Origin of the sequence: Nitriliruptor alkaliphilus DSM 45188 (genome assembly GCF_000969705.1) — a bacterium.
Lineage (GTDB): Bacteria > Actinomycetota > Nitriliruptoria > Nitriliruptorales > Nitriliruptoraceae > Nitriliruptor > Nitriliruptor alkaliphilus.
This window is the reverse complement of the sequence record NZ_KQ033901.1, coordinates 2,586,491-2,607,470: the sequence shown is the minus strand read 5'-3', so window position 1 is coordinate 2,607,470 and position 20,980 is coordinate 2,586,491. Positions and strand designations below refer to the sequence as shown.

The 20,980-nt window shown below is 72.3% G+C and carries 21 protein-coding genes; 4 read left to right on the top strand and 17 right to left on the bottom strand.

The features are described 5' to 3' along the window. Positions 1 to 126 precede the first annotated feature (126 nt). From NITAL_RS12185 to NITAL_RS12175, 3 genes are all read left to right on the top strand, one after another. The gene (locus NITAL_RS12185; RefSeq protein WP_052666459.1) at positions 127 to 2,763 is read left to right on the top strand and encodes an ATP-binding protein; all 2,637 of its coding nucleotides are present in this window, start codon (positions 127 to 129) and stop codon (positions 2,761 to 2,763) included. Positions 2,764 to 2,876: 113 nt separating this feature from the next. Further along, positions 2,877 to 3,179 carry a DUF4242 domain-containing protein gene (locus NITAL_RS12180; protein ID WP_052666458.1) on the top strand — a complete coding sequence of 101 codons (303 nt, stop codon included), beginning with the start codon at positions 2,877 to 2,879 and terminating at the stop codon, positions 3,177 to 3,179. Beyond that, positions 3,176 to 3,700 (top strand): hypothetical protein, encoded by a 525-nt coding sequence (locus tag NITAL_RS12175; protein WP_052666457.1) that lies wholly within the window; start codon positions 3,176 to 3,178, stop codon positions 3,698 to 3,700. The genes NITAL_RS12180 and NITAL_RS12175 overlap by 4 nt, the downstream gene beginning before the upstream one ends. Positions 3,701 to 3,863: 163 nt before the next feature. Here NITAL_RS12175 and NITAL_RS12170 read toward each other — a convergent pair whose 3' ends face one another. The 5 genes from NITAL_RS12170 to NITAL_RS12150 form a co-directional block, all read right to left on the bottom strand. Continuing rightward, on the bottom strand, positions 3,864 to 4,334 hold the full coding sequence (locus NITAL_RS12170) for an SMI1/KNR4 family protein (RefSeq protein WP_052666456.1): 471 nt from the start codon (positions 4,332 to 4,334) through the stop codon (positions 3,864 to 3,866). A gap of 2 nt (positions 4,335 to 4,336) precedes the next feature. Then, positions 4,337 to 4,591, bottom strand: a complete 255-nt coding sequence (locus tag NITAL_RS12165; RefSeq protein WP_052666455.1) for a hypothetical protein — start codon at positions 4,589 to 4,591, stop codon at positions 4,337 to 4,339. Next, on the bottom strand, positions 4,588 to 4,794 hold the full coding sequence (locus NITAL_RS12160) for a hypothetical protein (protein WP_052666454.1): 207 nt from the start codon (positions 4,792 to 4,794) through the stop codon (positions 4,588 to 4,590). Before NITAL_RS12160 ends, NITAL_RS12165 begins: the two co-directional genes overlap by 4 nt. A 158-nt stretch (positions 4,795 to 4,952) precedes the next feature. Next, a complete protein-coding gene (locus NITAL_RS12155) occupies positions 4,953 to 5,558 on the bottom strand; it encodes a hypothetical protein (protein WP_157041793.1) in 606 nt (201 codons plus the stop codon). Positions 5,559 to 5,599: 41 nt separating this feature from the next. Beyond that, positions 5,600 to 6,112: a hypothetical protein gene (locus NITAL_RS12150; RefSeq protein WP_052666452.1), complete on the bottom strand. Its 513-nt coding sequence runs from the start codon at positions 6,110 to 6,112 to the stop codon at positions 5,600 to 5,602. A 178-nt stretch (positions 6,113 to 6,290) separates the two neighbouring features. Here NITAL_RS12150 and NITAL_RS12145 point away from each other — a divergent pair, with 178 nt between their 5' ends. Further along, a complete protein-coding gene (locus tag NITAL_RS12145; RefSeq protein ID WP_052666451.1) occupies positions 6,291 to 7,748 on the top strand; it encodes a hypothetical protein in 1,458 nt (485 codons plus the stop codon). 9 nt (positions 7,749 to 7,757) lie between these two features. On the opposite strand, the gene ispG is transcribed toward NITAL_RS12145, so the two are convergent. The 12 genes from ispG to NITAL_RS12085 form a co-directional block, all read right to left on the bottom strand. Continuing rightward, positions 7,758 to 8,930, bottom strand: coding sequence for a flavodoxin-dependent (E)-4-hydroxy-3-methylbut-2-enyl-diphosphate synthase (gene ispG, locus NITAL_RS12140; RefSeq protein WP_052669636.1), 1,173 nt, complete (start codon positions 8,928 to 8,930; stop codon positions 7,758 to 7,760). Positions 8,931 to 8,982: 52 nt separating this feature from the next. Continuing rightward, positions 8,983 to 10,437, bottom strand: coding sequence for a M50 family metallopeptidase (locus tag NITAL_RS12135; RefSeq protein WP_052666450.1), 1,455 nt, complete (start codon positions 10,435 to 10,437; stop codon positions 8,983 to 8,985). Positions 10,438 to 10,440: 3 nt separating this feature from the next. After that, a complete protein-coding gene (dxr, locus tag NITAL_RS12130; RefSeq protein ID WP_052666449.1) occupies positions 10,441 to 11,637 on the bottom strand; it encodes a 1-deoxy-D-xylulose-5-phosphate reductoisomerase in 1,197 nt (398 codons plus the stop codon). After that, positions 11,634 to 12,830 carry a dual-specificity RNA methyltransferase RlmN gene (gene rlmN, locus NITAL_RS12125; RefSeq protein WP_083441505.1) on the bottom strand — a complete coding sequence of 399 codons (1,197 nt, stop codon included), beginning with the start codon at positions 12,828 to 12,830 and terminating at the stop codon, positions 11,634 to 11,636. The genes dxr and rlmN overlap by 4 nt, the downstream gene beginning before the upstream one ends. Positions 12,831 to 12,971: 141 nt before the next feature. Continuing rightward, positions 12,972 to 13,892 (bottom strand): phosphatidate cytidylyltransferase, encoded by a 921-nt coding sequence (locus tag NITAL_RS12120; protein WP_052666448.1) that lies wholly within the window; start codon positions 13,890 to 13,892, stop codon positions 12,972 to 12,974. A 24-nt stretch (positions 13,893 to 13,916) separates the two neighbouring features. Further along, complete coding sequence (frr, locus tag NITAL_RS12115) at positions 13,917 to 14,477, bottom strand: ribosome recycling factor (protein ID WP_052666447.1); 561 nt, start codon at positions 14,475 to 14,477, stop codon at positions 13,917 to 13,919. 50 nt (positions 14,478 to 14,527) lie between these two features. After that, positions 14,528 to 15,265 carry a UMP kinase gene (pyrH, locus tag NITAL_RS12110; protein WP_052666446.1) on the bottom strand — a complete coding sequence of 246 codons (738 nt, stop codon included), beginning with the start codon at positions 15,263 to 15,265 and terminating at the stop codon, positions 14,528 to 14,530. A 140-nt stretch (positions 15,266 to 15,405) separates the two neighbouring features. Further along, complete coding sequence (gene tsf, locus NITAL_RS12105) at positions 15,406 to 16,017, bottom strand: hypothetical protein (protein ID WP_211262372.1); 612 nt, start codon at positions 16,015 to 16,017, stop codon at positions 15,406 to 15,408. Positions 16,018 to 16,089: 72 nt separating this feature from the next. Further along, a complete protein-coding gene (gene rpsB, locus NITAL_RS12100; protein ID WP_052666445.1) occupies positions 16,090 to 17,067 on the bottom strand; it encodes a 30S ribosomal protein S2 in 978 nt (325 codons plus the stop codon). Between the two features lie 288 nt (positions 17,068 to 17,355). Next, a complete protein-coding gene (locus NITAL_RS27290) occupies positions 17,356 to 18,966 on the bottom strand; it encodes a M23 family metallopeptidase (protein ID WP_052666444.1) in 1,611 nt (536 codons plus the stop codon). A gap of 198 nt (positions 18,967 to 19,164) precedes the next feature. Beyond that, entirely contained in the window at positions 19,165 to 19,923 is a 759-nt protein-coding gene (whiG, locus tag NITAL_RS12090; RefSeq protein ID WP_211262371.1) for an RNA polymerase sigma factor WhiG, read from the bottom strand. A 55-nt stretch (positions 19,924 to 19,978) separates the two neighbouring features. Further along, positions 19,979 to 20,935, bottom strand: a complete 957-nt coding sequence (locus tag NITAL_RS12085; RefSeq protein ID WP_211262370.1) for a tyrosine recombinase XerC — start codon at positions 20,933 to 20,935, stop codon at positions 19,979 to 19,981. Positions 20,936 to 20,980 lie beyond the last annotated feature (45 nt).

Genomic DNA, 20,980 nt, shown 5'->3' with positions numbered 1-20,980 from the left:
CCGGGTACCCGGAGCCGAGCCGTGAGGCCCGAACGCACGACGCGGGCTAGCAGCCCGCGTGGACCGCCGAGCCTACCAGCGCGGCAGGAGGGCCGCACCCGCGCGCACGGGCCTTACGCTCGGGCCATGGAGCTCCTGGAGCGGGACACCCAGCTCGCGACCCTGGCGGCGCTGTTGCACCGAGCGCACGAGGGCGCGGGGCAGCTCGTCCTGATCGCCGGACCCGCCGGCATCGGCAAGACCAGCCTCGTCGAGCGACTGCGGCACGACGCGCAGCGAGGCGGAGCGCGGGTGTTGCACGGCGCCTGTGACGCCCTGGCCACGCCCCGTGTGCTGGGCCCGCTGCGGGACATCGCCGCCCAGACCTCCGGCGACCTCGAGCACGCGGTGCGGACCGACGCTGCCCGTGACGACCTGCTCGACGCCTTCCGGACCGAACTGACGGGTCGGCGGACCACGGTGGTCGTCATCGAGGACCTCCACTGGGCGGACGAGGCGTCCCTGGACCTGCTCCGCTTCGTCGGTCGCCGACTCAGCGGGCTCCGCGCGCTGGTGGTGGCCACCTACCGCGACGACGAGACGCCACCCGGCTCACCGGTGCACGTGCTGCTCGGCGACCTCGCGTCGAGCGCCCCCCTGACACGGCTCCGGCTCGGACCGCTCTCACGGGACGGCACCGCGCAGCTGGCAGCCGGGTCACCGCTGGACGTGGACGAGCTCCACGCGACCACCGGTGGCAACCCCTTCTACGTCAGCGAGATGCTCGCCGCCGAGACCGCTGGTGTCCCGTCGTCGATCAGCGCCGCCGTCCTCGCGCGGGCGTCGCGCCTTCCAGCCCCCGAGCGCGCCGTGCTCGAAGGGGCCGCCGTCGTGCCGGGTCAGGTGGAGACGGCGCTGCTGATCGCCGTGACCGATGCGGACACCGCCCAGCTCGACCGCTGCGTCGATGCGGGCATGCTGCGACCGGTCGAGAGCGGCCTCGCCTTCCGGCACGAGATCGCGCGGCGGGCGATCGAGGCCGCCATCCCGCCAGCACGCCGGGCCGACCTGCACGCGAAGGTGGTCAGCCACCTCCTCGACGCGCCACCTGACCGCACCGACCACGCCCGCATCGCCCACCACGCCGAGCGATGCGGCGACGCGGCGACGGTGCTCCGACATGCAACGCTGGCCGGCCGACGCGCGGCGGCGGCCGGGTCGCACCGCGAAGCGCGCGACCAGCTCGACCGGGCGCTACGCCACGCGGACGGCCTCCCGACCGAGGAACACGCCTCCCTGCTCGAGGACCACGCTCGTGAGTGCTCGTACACGGATGCTGCGGCGCAGGGGCTCGCGAGCCAACGTCGGGCGCTCGCCGCGTGGCAGCAGGTCGGCGACGTGCGTCGGATCGGCGCGGCGACCTGCTCGCTGTCCCTCCTCCTCGCCCTCGAGGGCGACACCGCTGCCGGGCAGGTCGCCCAGGCCGAGGCCATCGACCTGCTCGAGACGCTGCCACCCGGACCCGAGCTGGCCTTCGCGTACGCGCTGCGGGCTCACACGCACATGCTCGTCCGCGAGCTCCCCGAGGCCGTCAGCTGGGGACAGCGGGCCATCGCGCTGTCCGAGCAGGTCGAAGCACACGCGGCGCTCACACGAGCTCTGGACGCCCTCGGATGCGCACAGATCCTCTCGGGCGACCCGGCAGCCGGACGCGCGACGCTGGAACGCAACCTGGAACTCGCGCTCCAGCACGGCCTACGTGCCGACGCGACCCGCGTCCTCGGCAACCTCGGCTCCGCGTTCGGTGAGGTCCGCGACTACGCCAGCGCGGACGGCTACCTGCAGCGGACCATCACCCTCGCCCGTGAACACGACCACGACAGCCACATCCACTACGCGACCGCGTGGTGGGCGCGCACGCAGCTCGAACAGGGACGTTGGGAGGAGGCGGTCACCGCGGCGTCCACCGTGCTCCGGGATCCGCACGTGAACCCGATGTCGCGCATCGTGGCCCTGACCGTGATCGGACGCGTCCGTGCCCGCCGCGGTGACCCGGGCGTCGCCGCGGTGCTCGACGAGGCGTGGGCGGTCGCCAGCACGATGCGCCACCTCCAGCGGACCTGGCCGGTCGCCGCGGCACGCGCCGAGGCGGCGTGGCTGGCCGGCGACCTCGAGAGCGTCGCCGACCTGGTGGCCGAGCCGCTCGCCGACGCACGTCGGCTGCACCACCCGTGGGCCACCGGCGAGCTGGCCTTCTGGGCGTGGCGAGGAGGCGCGCTCGAGGAGCCACCGACCGGCGCCTACGAGCCGTACGCCCTGCACGTGCAGGGCCGGTTCGTGGCCGCGGCGGACGCCTGGCAGCGGGTCGGCTGCCCCTACGAACGTGCGTCGGCGCTCGCCGACAGCGACCGGGACGACGACCAGCGCGAGGCGCTCGCGGAGCTGCAGCGCCTCGGAGCTGCCGTCGACAGCCGGCGGGTGGCTCGGCAGCTGCGAGCGCGGGGGGTGCGCAGCCTGCCACGTGGCCCCCGTCCGACGACGCGGGCGAACCCTGCCGCCCTGACCACCCGCCAGCTCGAGGTACTCGACCTGCTCACCGAAGGCGCCAGCAACCGCACCATCGCCGAGCGACTGTTCATCTCCGAGAAGACCGCGGGGCACCACGTGTCCGCGATCCTGACCAAGCTCGGGGTCAGTTCCCGTGGGGGCGCGGTGCGGGCGGCCCTCGATCTCGGGCTGGGTCCCGAGCGTGCGGCAGGCGGGGTCGCCGACGACGCTCTCTAGGTAGGCGTCCTCCGGCGCAACCTAGGGAGGTCTCCCGATGTGGGCGTCCGCTGCGAAGCGCAGGCTCTCCGAGCAGTCAGCGGACGGTCCGCGGAGCTGCGAGGAGGAACACCATGCCGAGGTACCTGATCACCCGTCACTTCCCGGAGGGCCTGACGGTCCCGCTCGACGACGTCGGGGCGGACGCGTGCGCGGCCATCGCGACCCGCAACGCGCTGCACGACGTGACCTGGTTGCACTCGTACGTGACCCCGGACCGGTCGACCACGTTCTGCGTGTACGACGGACCGGATCCCGAGGCGCTGCGTCGGGCCGCGGGTGACAACGAACTGCCGGTCGAACTCATCACGGAGGTCCGGGTCCTGGACCCGTACTTCTACCTCCCGGCCGAGGCCCACACGGCGGTGTCGTCATGAGCCGCCCGAGGATCGCCCTGGTCGCGCTCGCTGCGGCGCTGCTGGTCAACACCTCGGTCACGGTGGCCGGTGCCGCCCCCGGTGACGACGGTGGCAGCGCGCTCGCCGAGGTCCGTGCCGCGACAGCACGCTTCCACCACCGAGCAACGGCGGAAGCGGCCGGGTACGGCTTCATCCCGGGACTCGACCACTGCTTCGTGGCGGACGATCCGGCGGACGGCGCGATGGGGTACCACCTCATCGACGCGTCCCGGCTCGACCTCGACCTCGACCCGCTCCGACCCGAGGCGCTCGTCTACGTCCCTGGACCGCGCGGCCAACTGCGGCTGGGTGCCGTGGAGTGGATCGTGCCGGCCGAGCCGTGGGACGCCGAACACACCCACCCCCCGGAGGTGCTCGGCCACCACCTGCACCTCAACGAAGCGCTCGGCGTCTACGTGCTACACGCGTGGCTGTTCGAACCGAACCCGGCGGGGACGTTCGAGGACTGGAACCCACGGGTCTCCTGCCCCGCACCCTGACCGAGGAGCACGCTCGGCGCGCGTGAGACCAGGTCGCTTCGCGACCGAGGGCGACCCCGACGACGTCGGGGTCGCCCTCGCCGCGTTCGGCGCGGATCTCCTCGGCGAACGGCACGGCGAGCTCGCGCACCCGGGTCGGGAGGAGCGGGCCGACGCGGCACGGTCACGTCGTCAGCCGCGCACGGCAGAGCTCCAGCAGCCAGGTACCGAAGTCGGGTGCCAACTGCTCGAGGTCATCCCCGGGCGCCGACGATCCAGGTCGCCACACCAGGACGGGAGCCTCACCGTCCTCACCGCCCCTGGCCGTGTCCAGGACCAGGTAGTCGGTGCCCCCGTCGAAGGACACCACCACCATCGTGGATGGCAGGTTCCAGTCCCGTCTCCCCTCGAGCGTCATCCAGATGCCATCCGGCACGCCCGACGCGGAGAAGTCGCCGTGGATGACCCCGAAGATCTCCTCGCCGGCCACGTCACCAGCGCCGAAACGCGCCACGAACGCCCGGTAGGACGGCGGCAGCCGGAGACCGAGCGCCTCCTCGGCGGCGACGATCAGCGGTTCGTCCCGTGGACCGACGACGTCGCACCGGTTCTCGTCCTCACGCAGGAGCGCGGACGCCGACTCGAACGCCGCCATGCTCACGCAGGATCTCCGAGGTCGTCCGGCCGCCCGCCACCCACGATCAGCTGAGCCAGGCCGACGACCTGGCTCGTGAGGTCGCTCACGCCGGTGTGGAGGTCGGCGGCCCTCAGCAGCGCATCCGTCGACGCGCCGGAGTCACGCTCAGCCTCCGGGATCCGGGCCCCACGCTCCACGGCCGCCAGCACGTCACGGGCCCGTCCCGGCGAGCCACGCGGGTGCCACGCTCCTGCCGCCGGTACCACCCGCCTCACCCGTCATCTCGTCCGTGGATCTGCTCTGCGATCCACACCGTCAACTCCGTCTGGAAGTCGTCGCTCGAGACGTGCTCGTGGCGGTTCTCAGGGTCCTCGAGCAGCAACCGCAGCTTGTCGCGGAGCTCCTCCGCTTCGCGTCGCGTGAGAGCGATGCCGACCGCCTGCAACGCCGTCTCACGCTCCACGTCCTCGAGCCTCACGGCACACCTCCCAGGAACCACGTCGCTTCGCCAGCCTTCGTCAGTCACACCGGCGGCGGCTGTTCCCTGTCGTAGCGCGTGAAACGGCCGTAGTCCCCGAACGCCGGCGCGTTCGGCTCCCAGTTGATGTCCAACGGCACACCGCGGTGCTGCGGCGCTCACGGCGTCGTCGGACGTGGCGGGATCCTCGCCGTGGCGCGGGCAGCGGTCCAGCCCAGCGTCGCGCCGTAGGCGACGTGCCCGAGGACCGACATCGTCAGGAACAGCCGCAGCTCGGCGATCTGGAGCCACCGCGGGTACAGGGCGATCATGGCGAGCTCGAGCCCGAGACCCCAGCCGATCCCGGCCAGCACCCCGCGTCGTCCGAACAGCACCACGTACGCCAGCGCGAAGGCCACACCGTTGACCACGTGGAAACCGCTCCCGACGACCCAGCGCACCGTCTCGGACGCTCCCGAGCCGACCAGCGCGGTCCCGAAGTGCGGGAAGGCACCGAACGGGTGGATCGGGAAGCCGCCGAGCTCGACGAGCAGCAGGCGACTCACGTCGTAGGCGACCACCGCAGCGATGGCCGGCCACAGGCCCGCGCGGAGCACCCGACGGTCACCGAGGACACCTCCCGACGCGCCCATCGCCCCCAGCAACCCGGCCCCACCGACGAGCGCCGCCAACCAGACCACGAGCAGCGGGAGCCCCACGGTCACGTGGACGACCAGCGCCAAGCCCGACGAGAGGAGCATCCCCGCACGGACGCCTTCGGCCACGCCCGGACGCTCCAACGAACCGCGGTTGCCACGATCCTCGATCACGTCGGACCGCCGGTGACGCGAGGTTCGCCGTACTCGATCAGGTGCGTCCCGTACGCGATCGCGGCCGTCGCAGCCAGCCCACCGAACAGCCCCCAGTACACGCCTTCGGGCTGCGCGAGCAGACGGAACAGCACGGTGCCCACCGTGCCGAGGCCCACCCAGAGGAGCACGACACCACGGCGCGGCAGGTCGGCGGCACGATCCCGAGGCGGCCCGTGCGGACGGCGGCGACGGGCACGACCCCGCAGCACCTCGACGACCAGCACCACCACCAGCAACAGGCCCAGGTAGCTCGCCTGCACGTTGGGGCCGAGCCAGCCGATCGTCGCCTCGATCGTCGAGCCGCGGGTGTCCCGGTACCACGGCAGGGACAGCGCGACGACGTACCCGAGTGAGCCGGCGAGCACCATCCGCTCGCCAGCCTTCGTCGTCCCCGTGCTCGGCGGGTGGCTCGCGCCCGATCCAGGGTCGGGCGGCGGCACCTGCGGCGGGGTCCCCCCGTGGACCACATCGACCTCCGTCGGCCGGCGAGGCTAGTCACCGCTGACATCGCGCGTCGCCGATCATCCCCCGTAGCGGGCCATCCTCTGAGCTGGCCGCGGTGTCTTGGTAGCGTCCCGAACCGGTGCATCCCGCCATGCACGACGACGCACATCCGCCAGCTCGGTCGACCACGGGGGAACGACGATGGCCAGCGACCCACCAACGCCACCGACTCCGGACGAGCCGGCCGGAGCGACGGAGCCTCTGCCGACCACGCCACCCTCCGGGCCGCCGCGCGGTCAGCCGGCGGACTGGCCGGCACCTCCGCTCTCCCCCGGTGTCGGTGACGGCGAGGCGCAACCCGTCGGCGGCGCGTGGGCAGCACCGCCCGCGACCGCCGACGCAGCGGCGGCCGGGTGGCCGGCTCCCGCTGGGGCCGAGGAGGCCGCGGCCGAGGCGGAGGGCGGGGCGCTCCGGACGCAGCTCAGCGCGAGCGCTCTGCTCATCGCTGTCGCGCCGGTGATCTTCGCCGTCACCATCGGGGCCATCACCGCGGCACTCGTCGCGGCGCTGGCGGACGGTCCCCCGCAGGACGTGCTGCGCGGAGTGTTCGCAGCGGTCACCGGTGCGCTGCTCGGCATGCACACCGTGGCTGGCCCGATGAGCGCGGTGCTGCCGGTCGACGGCCTCTCGCTCCTGCCCTACGGCACGATCGTCCTGGCCGCCGCCCTCGGGTCGATGAGCGGCGGCGTACGCCGACACGCGGCTGCCCAGCGGATCAACGTGCCGATCCTCGCCGTGGCCACCGCGGTCGTGCTCGTGGTCAGCATCATCGCGCGCTTCACCGCACCCGAGGGTGTCGAGGTGGGTCTGCGGTTCCTGGCCATCCCGGTCGTAGGCCTCGCGCCGTGGCTGCTGACCACCTGGGCGTCACGTTCGCCGGTAGCCCGGCGCGTGGTGCTCGGGTTCGCGATCGCGCAGCTGGTGGCGGTCCTGTTCCTGCTCATCCGTACCGCGGTCGCCAGCGACGGGTTGGATGCCGGTCAGGTGGCCGTGCTGATGGCCGGTACGACGATCGCCGGTCTGGCCGCATCGGCATCCCTGGTGGTCGGCGCCACCGTCTACCCGTTCTTCGGCGCGATCGGCAGCGGCTTCGCCGGACTGTCGCTGCGCGACGGCGCCGCGATCAACGAGTGGACCTGGCTGCTGCCGCTGGCCACCGTCATCGGCTGGACCTTGGTCGGGACCCGCAACCACGACGCGCGCAGCTGGCGGGCCGTCCGCGCGCTGACCCTCCGCGCCACCGGGGTCGCCGCCGTCCTGATCCTCACGATCGGCACGACCGGCGAGCTCGTCTTCCTCGATGGGGAGGTCGGCCTGATCGGGATGCCCTTCCGAGGCCTGCCGAGCCTGATCGTCGTCGCCGTCTGCATCTACCTCGGCACCTACATCCGTGGTGTCACCCGTTCCGAGGGTTGGGCGTCGTTCGACCAGCTCGTCGCCGACGTGCGTGACCTCGGCCGCGCCAGCGCTGCCGGGGCGCGCACGCTGCAACGCTCCATCCAAGCGGCCATCGACGAGGACCAGGAGGATCACGAGAACCACGAGGACCACGCGCCCGGAGCCCCGTCCGAGCCGTCCACCACCGAACCCCTCAGCTGAAGGACGACCTCAGACGACGACCGGGTCGCCCTCGCCGCGTTCGGCCCGGATCTCCTCGGCCATCTCGGTGGCGTAGTGGACCATCGCCTCGACGATGTCCTCCTCGCGCACGGTGGCGATGCGCTCGCCCTTCTTGATGATGTCGCCCTTGCCGTTGCCGGCGGCGACGCCGAGGTCGGCCTCGCGCGCCTCGCCCGGTCCGTTGACCACGCACCCCATCACGGCGACGCGGAGCGGCGCATCGAGCCCTTCGAGGCCCTTCTGGACCTGTTCGGCCAGCGTCCACACGTCGACCTGCGCACGGCCGCAGGACGGGCAGGACACCACGTCGAGGCCGCGCTCACGCAGGTGCAGCGACTCGAGGATGGCGATGCCGGCCTTGACCTCCTCGACCGGGTCGGCCGACAGCGACACGCGGATGGTGTCGCCGATGCCCTCGGCGAGCAGCGCGCCGATGCCGACGGCGGACTTGATCGACCCGGTCTTGAGCGGTCCGGCCTCGGTCACGCCGAGGTGCAGCGGGTAGTCGCAGCTGGCGGCGAGCAGCCGGTAGGTCTGGATCATCACCCACGGGTCGGAGTGCTTGACCGAGATCTTGGTGTTGCCGAACCCGACGTCCTCGAGGAGCCTCACCTCGTTGAGGGCTGACTCGACCATCGCCTCGGGCGTCGCCCGGCCGCCGTACTTGGCGAGGATGTCGTCCTCGAGGCTGCCGCCGTTGACCCCGATGCGGATGGCCACGTCCGCCTCGCCGGCGAGCTGGCCGAGCAGGGCGACCTTGTCGTGCTTCTTGATGTTGCCCGGGTTGATGCGCACCGCGGCGCAGCCCGCCTCGATGGCCAGGACGGCGTACTTCCACTGGAAGTGGATGTCGGCGATCAGCGGGATGCGGCTGTGCTCGGCGAGGTAGGCCAGGGCTTCGGCGTCCTCGCGGCGCGGGACGGCGACCCGGACGATGTCGGCACCGGCAGCCTGGCAGGCGGCGATGGCCTGCAGGGTGGTGTCCGCCTCGTGGGTGGGGGTCACCGTCATCGTCTGCACGCTGATCGGTGCGTCCCCACCGACCTCGATGGGGCCGACCTTGATCTTGCGGCTGCGACGACGGCCCGGGTTGGTCGGCCCCGGGGGGCCGAACGGACCGTCGACGACCGGGGCTGCGTCGGCAGCTGGCGTCGAGGGCAGCAGGGGCAACGCGCCGGACACGGGGACCTCTTCGTTCGGGGAGCCGGACGGCTCAGATGCGGATGGGCTGGGTGATGTCGAGGTAGAGCAGGGCGAAGAACACGAACCCGAGCACCACGAGGACGGGGACGGCGACCGCGGCGATCGCACGGGGATCGACGGTGAAGTCCTGCGCCCGCCCGCGCATCCGCCGCACCGCGTTGACGCTGCGTTCGATGGCGAGGACCGCGAGGTGTCCGCCGTCGAGGGGGGGCAGGGGCAGCAGGTTGAAGATGCCGATGAAGACGTTGATCGCCGCGACCAGGAGCAGCAACGTGCCGACCCCGAACGCGGCGGCCTGCCCCGCGATGTCGGCAGCGCCGACGAGCGAGACCGCACCTTGGGCATCGCGTTCCACGCCGCCGGTCGCCTGCGAGAACAACCCGGCCAGGCCGTCCGGACCGAAGACCCGCCCGATGGCACGGAAGGTCTGGTCGACCATCGTCACGAACCCGACCTGGCCGGTGAAGGCCTCGCGGACCGCCTCGCCGGCCGGCATCCGGTCCACCACCTCGGTGGGCAGGAAGCCGACCTGACCGACCTCTTCACCGGTGGTGGGGTCCTCCGCGAGGTCCGGGGTGACCGTGAGGGTCAGCTCGGCACCATCGCGCAGGACCACCAGCTCGGTCGGCTGCTCGGGTCGGGCGCGGATGCGATCGCGGAGCGTGTCGTAGTCGTCGCTGCGCACACCGTCGACGGCCACGACCTGGTCACCGGGCTGCAGACCTGCAGCCGCAGCGGGGGATCCCTCGAGCACGTCCGAGACCGTCGGGTCGATGCCGACGAACTGCGTGGCGGTGAACAGGAACAGCGTCAGCAGCAACACGATGGCGATCAGGAAGTGCACGGCCGAACCAGCGACGAGCACGATGGCCCGCTGCCAGGCCGGACGGTCGCCGAAGAACCGGCCCTCGTCCCCACGGCGGAGGCGGTGGCCGAGGTCGCCGACCTTGGTCGACGGAGGGACCTCGACCTCGATGGCTTCAGCGAGGATGCCGCGGGCGACGGACGGGGAGGCGTCGTGGGACACCCGGCTGCGCGTGCGCTCCACGATGCGTTCGGTCAGGTCCCCGGGGGTCCCACGACCCCGAAGCTCGGAAGTCAGGCGCTGCCAGGTCGCTTCGGGGATGGTCCCACCGTCCGCACCGGTCGCGCCGACGCCGACCGGCACGTGGGAGACGTCTTGCTCGACGGCGGCGGGATCGAACACGGCGTCGGGGACCGGCGCGAGCCGCTCGTCGAGCTCGCTCATGCCCCGGATCCGCACGAACCCACCGAGGGGCAGGGCCTTGACCCCGTACTCGGTCTCGCCCCGGTGGGTCGACCACAGCGTCGGCCCGAACCCGAGGAAGAAGCGGTCCGCACGCATGCCGAAGCGACGCGCGGTGAAGAAGTGCCCCGCCTCGTGGAGCATGATCGCGGCGATCAGGCTGACCACGAAGATGGTGATGGCGACCGATCCTGACAACGTCTACCCCTCCACGGCCACGACGGGCCGGACATCGAGACCTGCGGTGGCCCGCTCCCGGGCCCATGCGTCGGCGTCGAGCACGTCCTGCAGCTGGTTCGGTGCCCCCGGGTCGGTGGCGGCCCACGCGTCCATGGTGCCCTCGACGAGATCGGCGATGCCGAGGAACGGCAACCGTCCGGCGCGGAAGGCATCCACCGCGACCTCGTTGGCAGCGTTGAGCACCGCTGGCCAGGTGCCCCGGCGGCGCCCCGCCTCCTCGGCGAGGTCGAGCGCTCGGAACGTCGTGCGGTCCACCGGTTCGAAGGTGAGCTCGCTGGCGCGCGTCCAGTCGCAGGCCACGAACGCGTGATCGACCCGTTCCGGCCAGGTCATCGCGAGCTGGATCGGCAGACGCATGTCCGGCGGCGACAGCTGCGCGATGGTCGACCCGTCCACGAACTCCACCATGGAGTGGACCACGGACTGCGGGTGGACCACCACGTCGATGCGGTCCCACGGGACGGCGAACAGCTCGTGCGCCTCGATCAGCTCGAGCCCCTTGTTCATCAGGGTCGCCGAGTTGATCGTCACCACCGGTCCCATCGCCCACGTGGGGTGGGCGAGCGCATCGTCGACGGTCACCTCGGCCAGCTCGGCGGCGCTGCAACCGCGGAAGGGACCGCCCGAGGCGGTGACCACCAGCCGGCCGACCTCGCTGCGTCGCCCACCACGCAGGCACTGAGCCAGCGCCGAGTGCTCCGAATCGACGGGGATCAGGTGGCTCTCGCGACCCCCGGCCCGCTCGGCCGCAGCGACGACGAGGTCGCCCCCGACGATGAGCGACTCCTTGTTGGCGAGCGCCACCGGCGTGCCGGCGGCCAGCGCCGCCAGCGTCGGCTCGAGACCGACCGCCCCGGTGACCCCGTTGAGGACGAGGTCGGCGTCCGTGCCGGCGAGCTCGACGACGCCGCGCTGCCCATCGAGGACGTCGAGGTCGGGGCGGGCGGCACGCAGCGCCCGGGCGGCTTCGGGGTCGGCCAACGCCACGCACCGGACCCCGTGCGCGTCCGCCTGCGCGGCCAGGGCCGTGGCATCGCTGCCCGCTGCGAGCCCGACGACCTCGAACCGGTCCGGGTGGGTCGCGACGACCTCGAGGGCCTGGGTCCCGATCGAGCCGGTCGAGCCGAGCAGGACCACCCGGCGGCGGTCCGCGCTCACGAGCCCGGCTCCCCGGTCAGCGGCAGCAGCTTGTCGACGCGGTCCGCCGCACCGATGGCGGCCGGCAGCATGGTGCCCGCCCCGAGGTCGTAGGAGGCCAGCAGCTGCCCACACGCCGCGTCGGCGTCGCGCCCCCGGGTGTCGCGCAGGGTCACGTTCGCACCCCGCTGCTCGATGCGGTCGACGAACGCCGAGGTCGCCCGTGCCGACGGTTCCTTCCACCGCACGCCCGGGGTGGGGTTCATCGGGATGACGTTGACGTGGGCCCGCAGTCGCTTGGCGATGGCCGCCACGCGGTCGGCCTGGTGGGCGTCGTCGTTGACGTCGCCGATCAGGCACCACTCGATGCTGACCCGCCGGTTGGTGCGGTCCCGGTAGCGGCGGACCGCGTCCTCGAGCTCGGCCAGCGGGTGGGTCCGGTTGATCGGGACCAGCTCGTCGCGCAGCTCGTCGGTGGCGGCGTGGAGGCTGACCGCCAGGGTGACCGGCAGGCCGACGTCGGCCAGCTTGTCGATGCCCGGGACCAGACCGACGGTCGAGACCGTGATGCCACGGGCCGAGAGGCGGAAGCCGTCCGGGTCGTGGAGCCAGCGCACCGTCGCGAGCGTCGCCGGCAGGTTGGCCAGCGGCTCGCCCATCCCCATGAACACCACGTTGGTGACGTGGTCGGGCGCGTCGGCCGGCAGCGCGTCCCGGTCGATGGTCCCGCTGCGGAGGGCCGCGTCGCAGAGCACGACCTGTCGGATCACCTCGCCGGCCGTCAGCTGGCGCCGGAACCCGGCCTGCCCCGTCGCGCAGAACGGGCACCCCATCGCGCACCCGGCCTGGGTGGAGATGCACACCGTCGCGCGGCCCGGGTAGAGCATCAGGACGGTCTCGATCGACTCGCCGTCCGGGTAGCGCAGCAGCAGCTTGTGGGTGTGCCCGTCGTCGGCCACCCGGTGGGCCACCAGCTCGGGCCGAGCCGGCGCGAAGCGCTCGGCGAGCTGATCGCGCAGGTCCTTCGGCAGGTCGGTCATCTCGCGCGGGTCGTCGACCCCCCGCACCAGCCAGGCGTGCAGCTGCCGCGCCCGGTACGCCGGCGCGCCGAGCTCCGCGAACAGCGCGGTCAGCCCGTCACGGTCGAGCGCGTACGGGTCGATCGCCCCCCGTTCACGGGGCGGCGGGGCAGCGGATGTGAGGTCGCTCTTCACGGAGCTCCGGACGGGTGAGGGCGGACGGGACCGCCAGCACGTCAGGGTACGGCAGCGAGCCGGCGCGTCCTCGGGCCTGCGTGACCTCGTGGCTCGGGGTCCTGACAGACAACGACCGGACGCCGGTCGCCCCCGGCGGCGTCAGCCGCTGCGCAGGAGCAGCTCGACGGCGTAGAAGCCGACCGGCAGCGCCAGCAGGATGCCGTCGACACGGTCGAGCACACCACCGTGCCCGGGGAGGAGGTCGCCGAGGTCCTTGACCCCGAGATCACGCTTGATCATCGACTCGACCAGATCGCCGATGAACGTGGCCGAGCCGCACGCCAGGGCGAGCACCGCCGACCCGAGGACCGAGAACCGGTCGCTCATCAGCGGCAGGACGATCATCGCGAGCACGGTGGCGACCAGCAGCCCGCCGAGGAAGCCCTCCCAGGTCTTGTTGGGGCTCACCGACGGCGCGATGGGACGACGCCCGAACGCCACCCCGAAGGCGTAGCCACCGATGTCGGAGAAGATCGCCGCGCCGACGACCCCGATGACCGCGACGACCGCCGCCTCGGGGCGGGTGACGAGCAGCACACCGAAGGAGGCCAGGAAGCCGGTCCACAGCCCGAACGTGACCGTGGCCGCGAGCGTCCGGACCACGTCCCGGCGGTGCGGGTCGGACAGCTGCCACAGGACCGCGCCGATGAACAGCACGGCGACGCCCACCGCCTGACCGGCGTGGCGGGCCTGGTAGGCGCCGACGAGCATGACCGCGCACGACACGAGCAGGACGGGGACCTCGAGCTGGACGCCCACGGGGCGAAGGACCCGGCTGGCCTCGACGCAGGCCAGCGCCACCAGGACGCCGATCAGCAGCGAGAACGCCACCGGATGCCAGAACAGCGAGCCGAGGAAGATGGACGCGAGGACCACCCCGACGGCGATGGCCACCGGCAGGTTGCGGCCACCGACCTCGCGGCGGGAGGTGCCGGGTGCTGGATCGGGACGTGGCGAAGCACCCGGGTCCTCACCCGGGCTCCTCGGCCCCTCTCCCGTGGCCACCGACCGTGCTCCCACCTCGGTCCACCTGCGTGCGCCCGCTCAGACCTCGAGGAGGTCCTGTTCCTTCTGCTCGAGCAGCTTGTCGACCTGGGCGACGTGGGCCCCGGTCAGCTCCTCGAGCTTCTTGGTGGCGCGCTCGTGCTCGTCCTCGCCGACCTCGCCCTCGTCCTCGAGCTTCTGCATCGCGTCGCGGGCGCTGCGCCGGACGTTGCGGATCGCGATGCGGCCGTCCTCGGCCGCAGCCTTCGCCATCTTGATGAAGTCCTTGCGGCGTTCCTCGGTGAGCTCGGGGAACACGCACCGGATGACCGAGCCGTCCGAGGAGGGGTTCAGACCGAGGTCGGAGTCCCGGATCGCCTTCTCGATCTGGTTGACCGAACCCTTGTCGAAGGGGTTGATCAGCAGGATGCGCGGCTCGGGTACCGAGAAGTTGGCCAGCTGCTGGAGCGGCGTCGGCGCCCCGTAGTAGTCGACCGTGATCTTCTGCAGGATCTTCGGGTTGGCACGGCCCGTCCGGATGCCACCGAAGTCGGCGGCGACCTTCTCGACGGCCGCGTCCATCCTGCGGATCGCGTCCTTGGTGACCTCGTCGAGGCTCATCGATGGGCTCCTCGTTCGGCGGTGTCGGTGCAGCGCAGGGTCGTGGTCGCTCAGGCAGGGAGGTCGGCGGGCCGCACGAGCGTGCCCACGTGCTCGCCACGGACGACCCGTCCGATGTTGCCCTCGCGCAGCAGTTCGAAGACGACGATCGGCAGGCCGTTGTCCATGCAGAGCGAGATCGCGGTCGAGTCCATGACCTGCAGGCCCTGGTTGAGCACCGACAGGAAGTCGATCTCGTCGTAGCGAACCGCGTCGGCGTGGTGCTTGGGGTCCTTGTCGTACACGCCGTCGACCTGCGTGCCCTTCAGGATGGCCTCGGCACCGATCTCGAGGGCGCGCTGGGCGGCGCTGGTGTCGGTGGTGAAGTAGGGCACCCCGAGCCCGGCGGCGAAGATGACCACGCGGCCCTTCTCGAGGTGGCGGAGGGCGCGGCGCCGGATGTAGGGCTCGGCGACCTCCTTCATCTCGATGGCGGTCTGGACGCGCGTCTCGACGTTGGCCTTCTCGAGGGCGTCCTGCAACGCGAGGGCGTTGATGGTCGTGGCGAGCATGCCCATGTGGTCGGCGCTCGCCCGGTCCATCCCGGTCGCCGACGGCGAGTTGCCGCGGAAGATGTTGCCTCCGCCGACCACGATCCCGACCTGGGTGCCCTCGCTGGCCTGCTGGCCGACCTCGCGGGCGACCTGGCGAACGATGGTCGGATCGATGCCACCCTTGACCGATGGGTCGGAGAACGCCTCGCCCGACAGCTTGAGCAGGATGCGCGAGAACGGTGGGCGGTGCGGCACGGGCGGGTCCTCGGGTGAGGCGCGGCGGCTGGACGTGCGGCGAGACTAGCCGCCGCACCTGTGTCGGTCCGACGCGAGGACGCCGGCCACAGAGGCCGGCGTCCGGTGTCCGACGTGCTGCGTGGACGGTCGCGGGAGGGTCAGGCGCCGACCTCGAAGCGGGCGAAGCGGGCGACCTCGAGCTTCTCGCCGACGACCGCCTGGACCTCGGAGATCGCCTGCGCGACGGTCTTGTCGGGGTCCATGATCAGCGGCTGGTTGAGCAGGACCCAGTCCTCGTAGACCTTCTTGACCTTGCCCTCGACGATGCGCTCGATGATGTTCTCGGGCTTGCCCTGCTCGAGGGCCTCCTTGCGGGCGAACTCCTTCTCCTTCTCGAGGAGAGCGGCGTCCACGTCGGCCTCGGTCACCACCAGCGGCTTGGCCGCGGCGATGTGGAGCGCGATGTTGCGAGCCAGGGCCTGGACCTGCTCGGCCTTGGCGACGAAGTCGGTCTCGCACGACAGCTGGAGCAGCACACCGACCCGCGCGGGCATCCCCGGGGTGGGCGTGTGCGCGTAGGTGTAGATCAGACCCTCGGACGCGGTCCGGTCCTGGGCCCGAGCGTCCATCTTGGCGCCGGTGCGCTCGCGGACGAGCTCGGCGGCCTTGGTGAGGTCACCGTCGGCATCGTCGAGGGCCTTCTTGCAGGCCATCATCGGCGCGTTGGTGAGCTCACGCAGCTTCTTGACGTCAGCAGCGGAGACGGCCACGGGGGCCTCCTTGGGGTACGTGGTGTGGGCGCGGTCGGGCCGCCCCGCGCGGTGCACGGGGCGGCGCGTCCGTCAGCTGGCGGTCGACTCGTCGGTCGCAGGCGCGGCCTCGGCCGGTGCAGCCTCGGCCGGTGCAGCCTCGGCCGGTGCAGCCTCGGCCGGCGCGGCATCGGCCGGCGGCGGCGTCGTCGTCTCCGGCGCAGCCTCGGGGCCACCACCAGCGCGGGTCGCCTGGGCGGCTGCCTGCTGGCGCTCGAGCTCCATCTCCCACTCGGCCTTCGGCTCGGAGACCTCGAGGCCGCCACCGGCGGACTGCGCCGCCTGCAGGGCCTGGACGCGCAGCTCCTCGTCGGGCGAACGCGAGGCCCGCAGCAGCAGACCGTCCGCGCAGGCGTCGGCGATGATGCGCGTCAGCAGCGCCGACGAGCGGATCGCGTCGTCGTTGCCCGGGATCGGGAACTGGACGAGGTCCGGGTCGCAGTTGGTGTCGAGGATGCCGATGACCGGGATCTTGAGGCGGTTGGCCTCCTTGACCGCGATCTCCTCGATGACGGTGTCCACGACCCAGATGGCGTCGGGGAGCTTGGCCATCTCGCGGATGCCGCCGAGGTTGGTCTGCAGCTTCTCGTGCTCACGGCGCAGCTGCAGGACCTCCTTCTTGGGCAGCAGTTCGAAGGTGCCCGAGGACTCCATCGCCTCGAGTTCCTTGAGGCGCGCCACCCGGCCCTTCATGGTGGCGAAGTTGGTGAGCATCCCGCCCATCCACCGCTCGGTGACGTAGGGCATCCCGACGCGGGTGGCCTGCCACTCGATGGTCTCGTGGGCCTGCTTCTTGGTGCCCACGAACAGGACGGTGCCGCCCTTGGCGACCAGGTCCCGGGTGTGGGTGTACGCCTTCTCGATGTACCCGACGGTCTGTCGGATGTCGATGACGTAGATGCCGTTGCGCTCGCCGTAGATGAAGCGGCGCATCTTGGGGTTCCAGCGACGGGTCTGGTGTCCGAAGTGGACACCGGCCTCGAGCAGCTGGCGCATCGTGACGACGGCCATGGTTGGTTCCTTCGGTTCGGTTGGGCCTCCGCCCGTGTCATCCGGGGTGCGACCCACCCGTCGCGCGTCAGGCCGCGCGGGGGCACCGGGGTCGCCCGTCGACGGGCGTGTGGAGTGAGGTAGCTGGACGTGAACAGACGTGAACAACGGGCCCGCCGGTGACTTCGGTCGCGACCGGCTGGCGTGCTGCCGCCGGTGCGGACGAGGTGACGCGGACCCGTACGGGGGTCAGGGTACCGAGGACGGCCCCGCACCGTCCACCGGCGCGTCGTGGCGCACGCGCGCGGTTCAGGACACCGGGGTCAACGCGGCGTCGGGAGCCATCGGGTGCTCGGCCGTGTCCGGCGGCCCGCCCGTCCCGCTGCTCGGCCCCGGCGCCACCTCCTTGGCGATCTCCCACACCACGCGCCGGCCGTCGCCCTTCGCGAGCGCCTTGGTCACCCCTCGGACGGGGTCGAGCTCGAGGAGGGTCGCGAGCGTGCGGGTGGCATCCGATGCCGCGTCCGAACCCCACCCGACCCGCCGGTCGTGGGCGGGGAGGGGCTGGTCGTCCAGGAAGCGGTAGACGGTCTCGTACATCGCCTCGGTCTCGAGCACGCTGCTGTGGCCACCGGGCAGGACGAGGGCATCTCCCACCGATCCTGCGTCGATCCGGCCGACGACCAGGTCACGCGACCCCGCGATCTCCAGCACCCGGATGCCGAGCTCGGCCAGCCGGTCGGGGTCCCGGGCCGGCCGGTCCCCCCACACGGGTACGCCGTACCGCTCCAGCGGCTGCGACCCGAGGCTGACACGTCCAGCGCCCTCGAGCCCGAACGCATCTGCCCCCAGCCGCCCGAGCTCCAGGATGTTGCCGCTGATCGGGTTGTCGCCGATCCCTCGCAGGAGCGACGCGGTGCCGCTGCCGCCGTGCGGGGTCCCGGCGGAGATGAGGTTGACGACGGGCGGCAGACCGAGGTCGGTCGGGTCGTGGTGGTAGGTCAGGTAGTGGGTGATCACGTCGCCACCCATCGAGTGTCCGAGCAGGTCGACCGGCCGGTGGGGCTGCGCCGCCTGGAGCGCCCGGAGCTGCGCCTCGAGCAGCGCGGCCGCCTCGTCGATCGACAGGTCGGTGTCCTGACCGCCGTACGGGCGCGGATCACACCCGTCCGGCGTCGGATCACAGCCCCGGTAGGAGAACACCGAGGTGTCGTCCGGCCCGTACCCGAGCTTGTCGGGGTCGAGGACCGGGTGCGGCCCCTCGGTGCCGTACCCCGGGACCTGCAGCAGGTGGTGGTGGTTCGGCGGCCGGGCGTAGCCCGGCCGCTCGGCGACCCGGCTCGGCGTAGCCATGATGAACAGCCGTGCCCCGCCCGGGTACGGCTCGAACGGCTCCACCGTTGGGTGGGTGCCCGCCCAGCCACCCGGGCCGACGAGGGTCGGGCGGGGTAGCGGCGCGTCGAGCAACCCGAGCGGGTCGATGTAGGTCTCGCCCCGCCGTGCGCTCCAATGCAGGCCGGGTTCGGGCCGCAACACGTCGTCGCCGTGGGATCCGGTCGCCGTGCCGATGGCCTCGCCGCGGGTGACGACGTCGCCCGCGCGGACGTGTACTGCGTCGAGCGCCCCGTAGCTGGTGACGATGCCGTCCCCGTGTCGTACCGACACCCAGCGCGACCCGGCTACGGACCCCGCGAACGTGACCTCGCCACCGGCGGCGGCGTGCACGGGGTCCCCTCGGCGCGCGACGAGGTCGACGCCGCGGTGGCCGGGACCGTAGGGGTGCGCCGGTTCGATGAAGGGGCGGAGCACGGCGCCCGGCACCGGCGCCTCGTAGGCGGGCACCGCGGCGGCCGGGGTGGGCGGTGGACCGACGAGCCCGGTGAGCACGAGCACGACGAGGGCCAGGGACAGGCGTGACACGGGGCATCCGCTTCCCCGCCCCCGGGCTGACGAACTCGACACGCGTCACGCTACGGGACGGGGACCCACCGGACCCGGCCGGGTCCCGCCCGCCTGTGGACGATCCTCGACCGGAGCTGCCCTACTGGACCTGGGCGACGAGCTTGGCGCGGAGCGAGAGGACCGCTGTCACCTCGTGCTCGGGGTGCCCGAGCGCGGTCACTGGACCTGGGCGACGAGCTTGGCGCGGAGCGAGAGGACCGCTTTCGTGTGGATCTGGCAGATGCGCGACTCGGTCACCCCGAGCACGTCGCCGATCTGGGACAGCGTCATGCCCTCGAAGTAGTACAGACCCAGCACGGTCTGCTCGCGCTCGGTCAAGCGTGTCATCGCGTGGCGCAGCATCTGCTTGGTCTCGACGTCGTCGTACGACTCCTCGGGCAGGATGGTGTGCAGGTCCTGGAGGGTGTCGACCAGCGAGATGCGGTCGCCCTCGCCGACGTCCAACACCTCGTCGAGGGCGGCCATCGACGTCATCGAGACCTTGGCGAGCGTCTCCTGGAGCTCGTCGATGGTCCACCCGAGCTCCTCGGCGAGCTCCTCCTCCGAGGGGCTGCGGTGCAGGTCGGACTCGAGCTGCTGCATGGCGTTCTCGAGCTTGCGTGCCTTGCTCCGCACCGAGCGGGGCACCCAGTCGACCGATCGGAGCTCGTCGATGATGGCGCCCTTGATGCGCGTGATCGCGTACGTCTCGAACTTGAACCCCTTCGAGACGTCGAACTTCTCGATGGCATCCATCAGGCCGAAGATCCCGTACGAGACGAGGTCCGCGTGCTCGACGTTGGCGGGCATACCCACGGCGACACGGCCGGCGACGTACTTGACCAGCGGGGCGTAGTGCAGGATCAGCTGCTCGCGCGTCGACGTGTCCGGCGCATCGGCGTAGCGGTGCCAGAGCGCTTGCACATCCAGGTCCACGCGGCCTCCCGTCCCCAACTGGCCGCCGCTCCCCCGTGCAGCGTCCGCGCCCACTCTAGCCACCGTAGTGCGCCGACGACCGCGCACGGGGGTGCGCCGCGGCGTGGACCTCCCGCAGCCGTCCTCGTGACAGGTGGGTGTAGCGCTGCGTCGTCGCGAGCGAGCTGTGTCCGAGGACCTCCTGGACCTGACGCACGTCCGCGCCACCCTCGAGCAGGTGGGTCGCCGCCGTGTGCCGCAACGTGTGGGGTGTCACATGACCGACACCCGCAGCTCGGGCGGCCCGTTCGACGATCGTCCGGGCGTCCCGCGTGCCGAGTCGACCACCCCGCGCGCCGAGGAAGACGGCGTCCGTCACGGCGACCGCACCGGCGGGCAGGAGCATCGGCCGAGCCGCGCCGAGGTAGGTGCGTAGCGCGTCGACCGCCGGGACCCCGAGGGGCACGATGCGCTGCTTGCCGCCCTTGCCGTCGAGGTGCACCTGCAGCTGCGGGAGGTCGAGGTCGGCCAGGTCGAGTCCGCAGGCCTCGCCGACGCGGGCACCGGTGGCGTAGAGCAGCTCGAGCAGGGCGCGGTCGCGGCGTCCGAGGGCCGTCCGCGCGTCCGGCGCCTCGAGGAGGCGGGTGACCTCGTCGACCCGCAGGACCCGGGGCAGGTGCCGTCCGGGGGTGGGGCTCTGCAGGAGGGAGGCAACGTCGCGTGCGATCGCGCCCCGTTCGGCGAGGAACGCGAACCAGGTCCGGATGGTGGCGGCACGCCGGGCCAGGGTCGCTCGGGCGTACCCACGGTCAGCGAGGTCGGCGAGGTAGCGCCGGAGGGTGAGCAGCTCGAGCTCACCGGGGTGGTCGATCCCCCAGCCGACGACGGTCCGGATCAGGTCCTCGGCGTCCCGCCGGTAGGCGTCGACGGTGTTGGCGCGGCGGCCGCGCTCGAGGGCGAGGTGGTCGAGGAAGGCGTCGAGCGTCTCGCGCCACGCCTCGGACATCGGGGCCGGGATCGGGCGCTCGGGCACGGCGCCGTCCGCGGGCGCCGAGGCCCGCGTTCCGGACTCCTCGTC

What these genes read in the sequence shown, in the direction of transcription:
- NITAL_RS12185 (WP_052666459.1), top strand. Translation starts at nt 127, where the DNA reads ATGGAGCTCCTGGAGCGGGACACCCAGCTCGCGACCCTGGCGGCGCTG.
- NITAL_RS12180 (WP_052666458.1), top strand. Translation starts at nt 2,877, where the DNA reads ATGCCGAGGTACCTGATCACCCGTCACTTCCCGGAGGGCCTGACGGTC.
- NITAL_RS12175 (WP_052666457.1), top strand. Translation starts at nt 3,176, where the DNA reads ATGAGCCGCCCGAGGATCGCCCTGGTCGCGCTCGCTGCGGCGCTGCTG.
- NITAL_RS12170 (WP_052666456.1), bottom strand. Translation starts at nt 4,334, where the DNA reads ATGGCGGCGTTCGAGTCGGCGTCCGCGCTCCTGCGTGAGGACGAGAAC.
- NITAL_RS12145 (WP_052666451.1), top strand. Translation starts at nt 6,291, where the DNA reads ATGGCCAGCGACCCACCAACGCCACCGACTCCGGACGAGCCGGCCGGA.
- frr (WP_052666447.1), bottom strand. Translation starts at nt 14,477, where the DNA reads ATGAGCCTCGACGAGGTCACCAAGGACGCGATCCGCAGGATGGACGCG.
- rpsB (WP_052666445.1), bottom strand. Translation starts at nt 17,067, where the DNA reads ATGGCCGTCGTCACGATGCGCCAGCTGCTCGAGGCCGGTGTCCACTTC.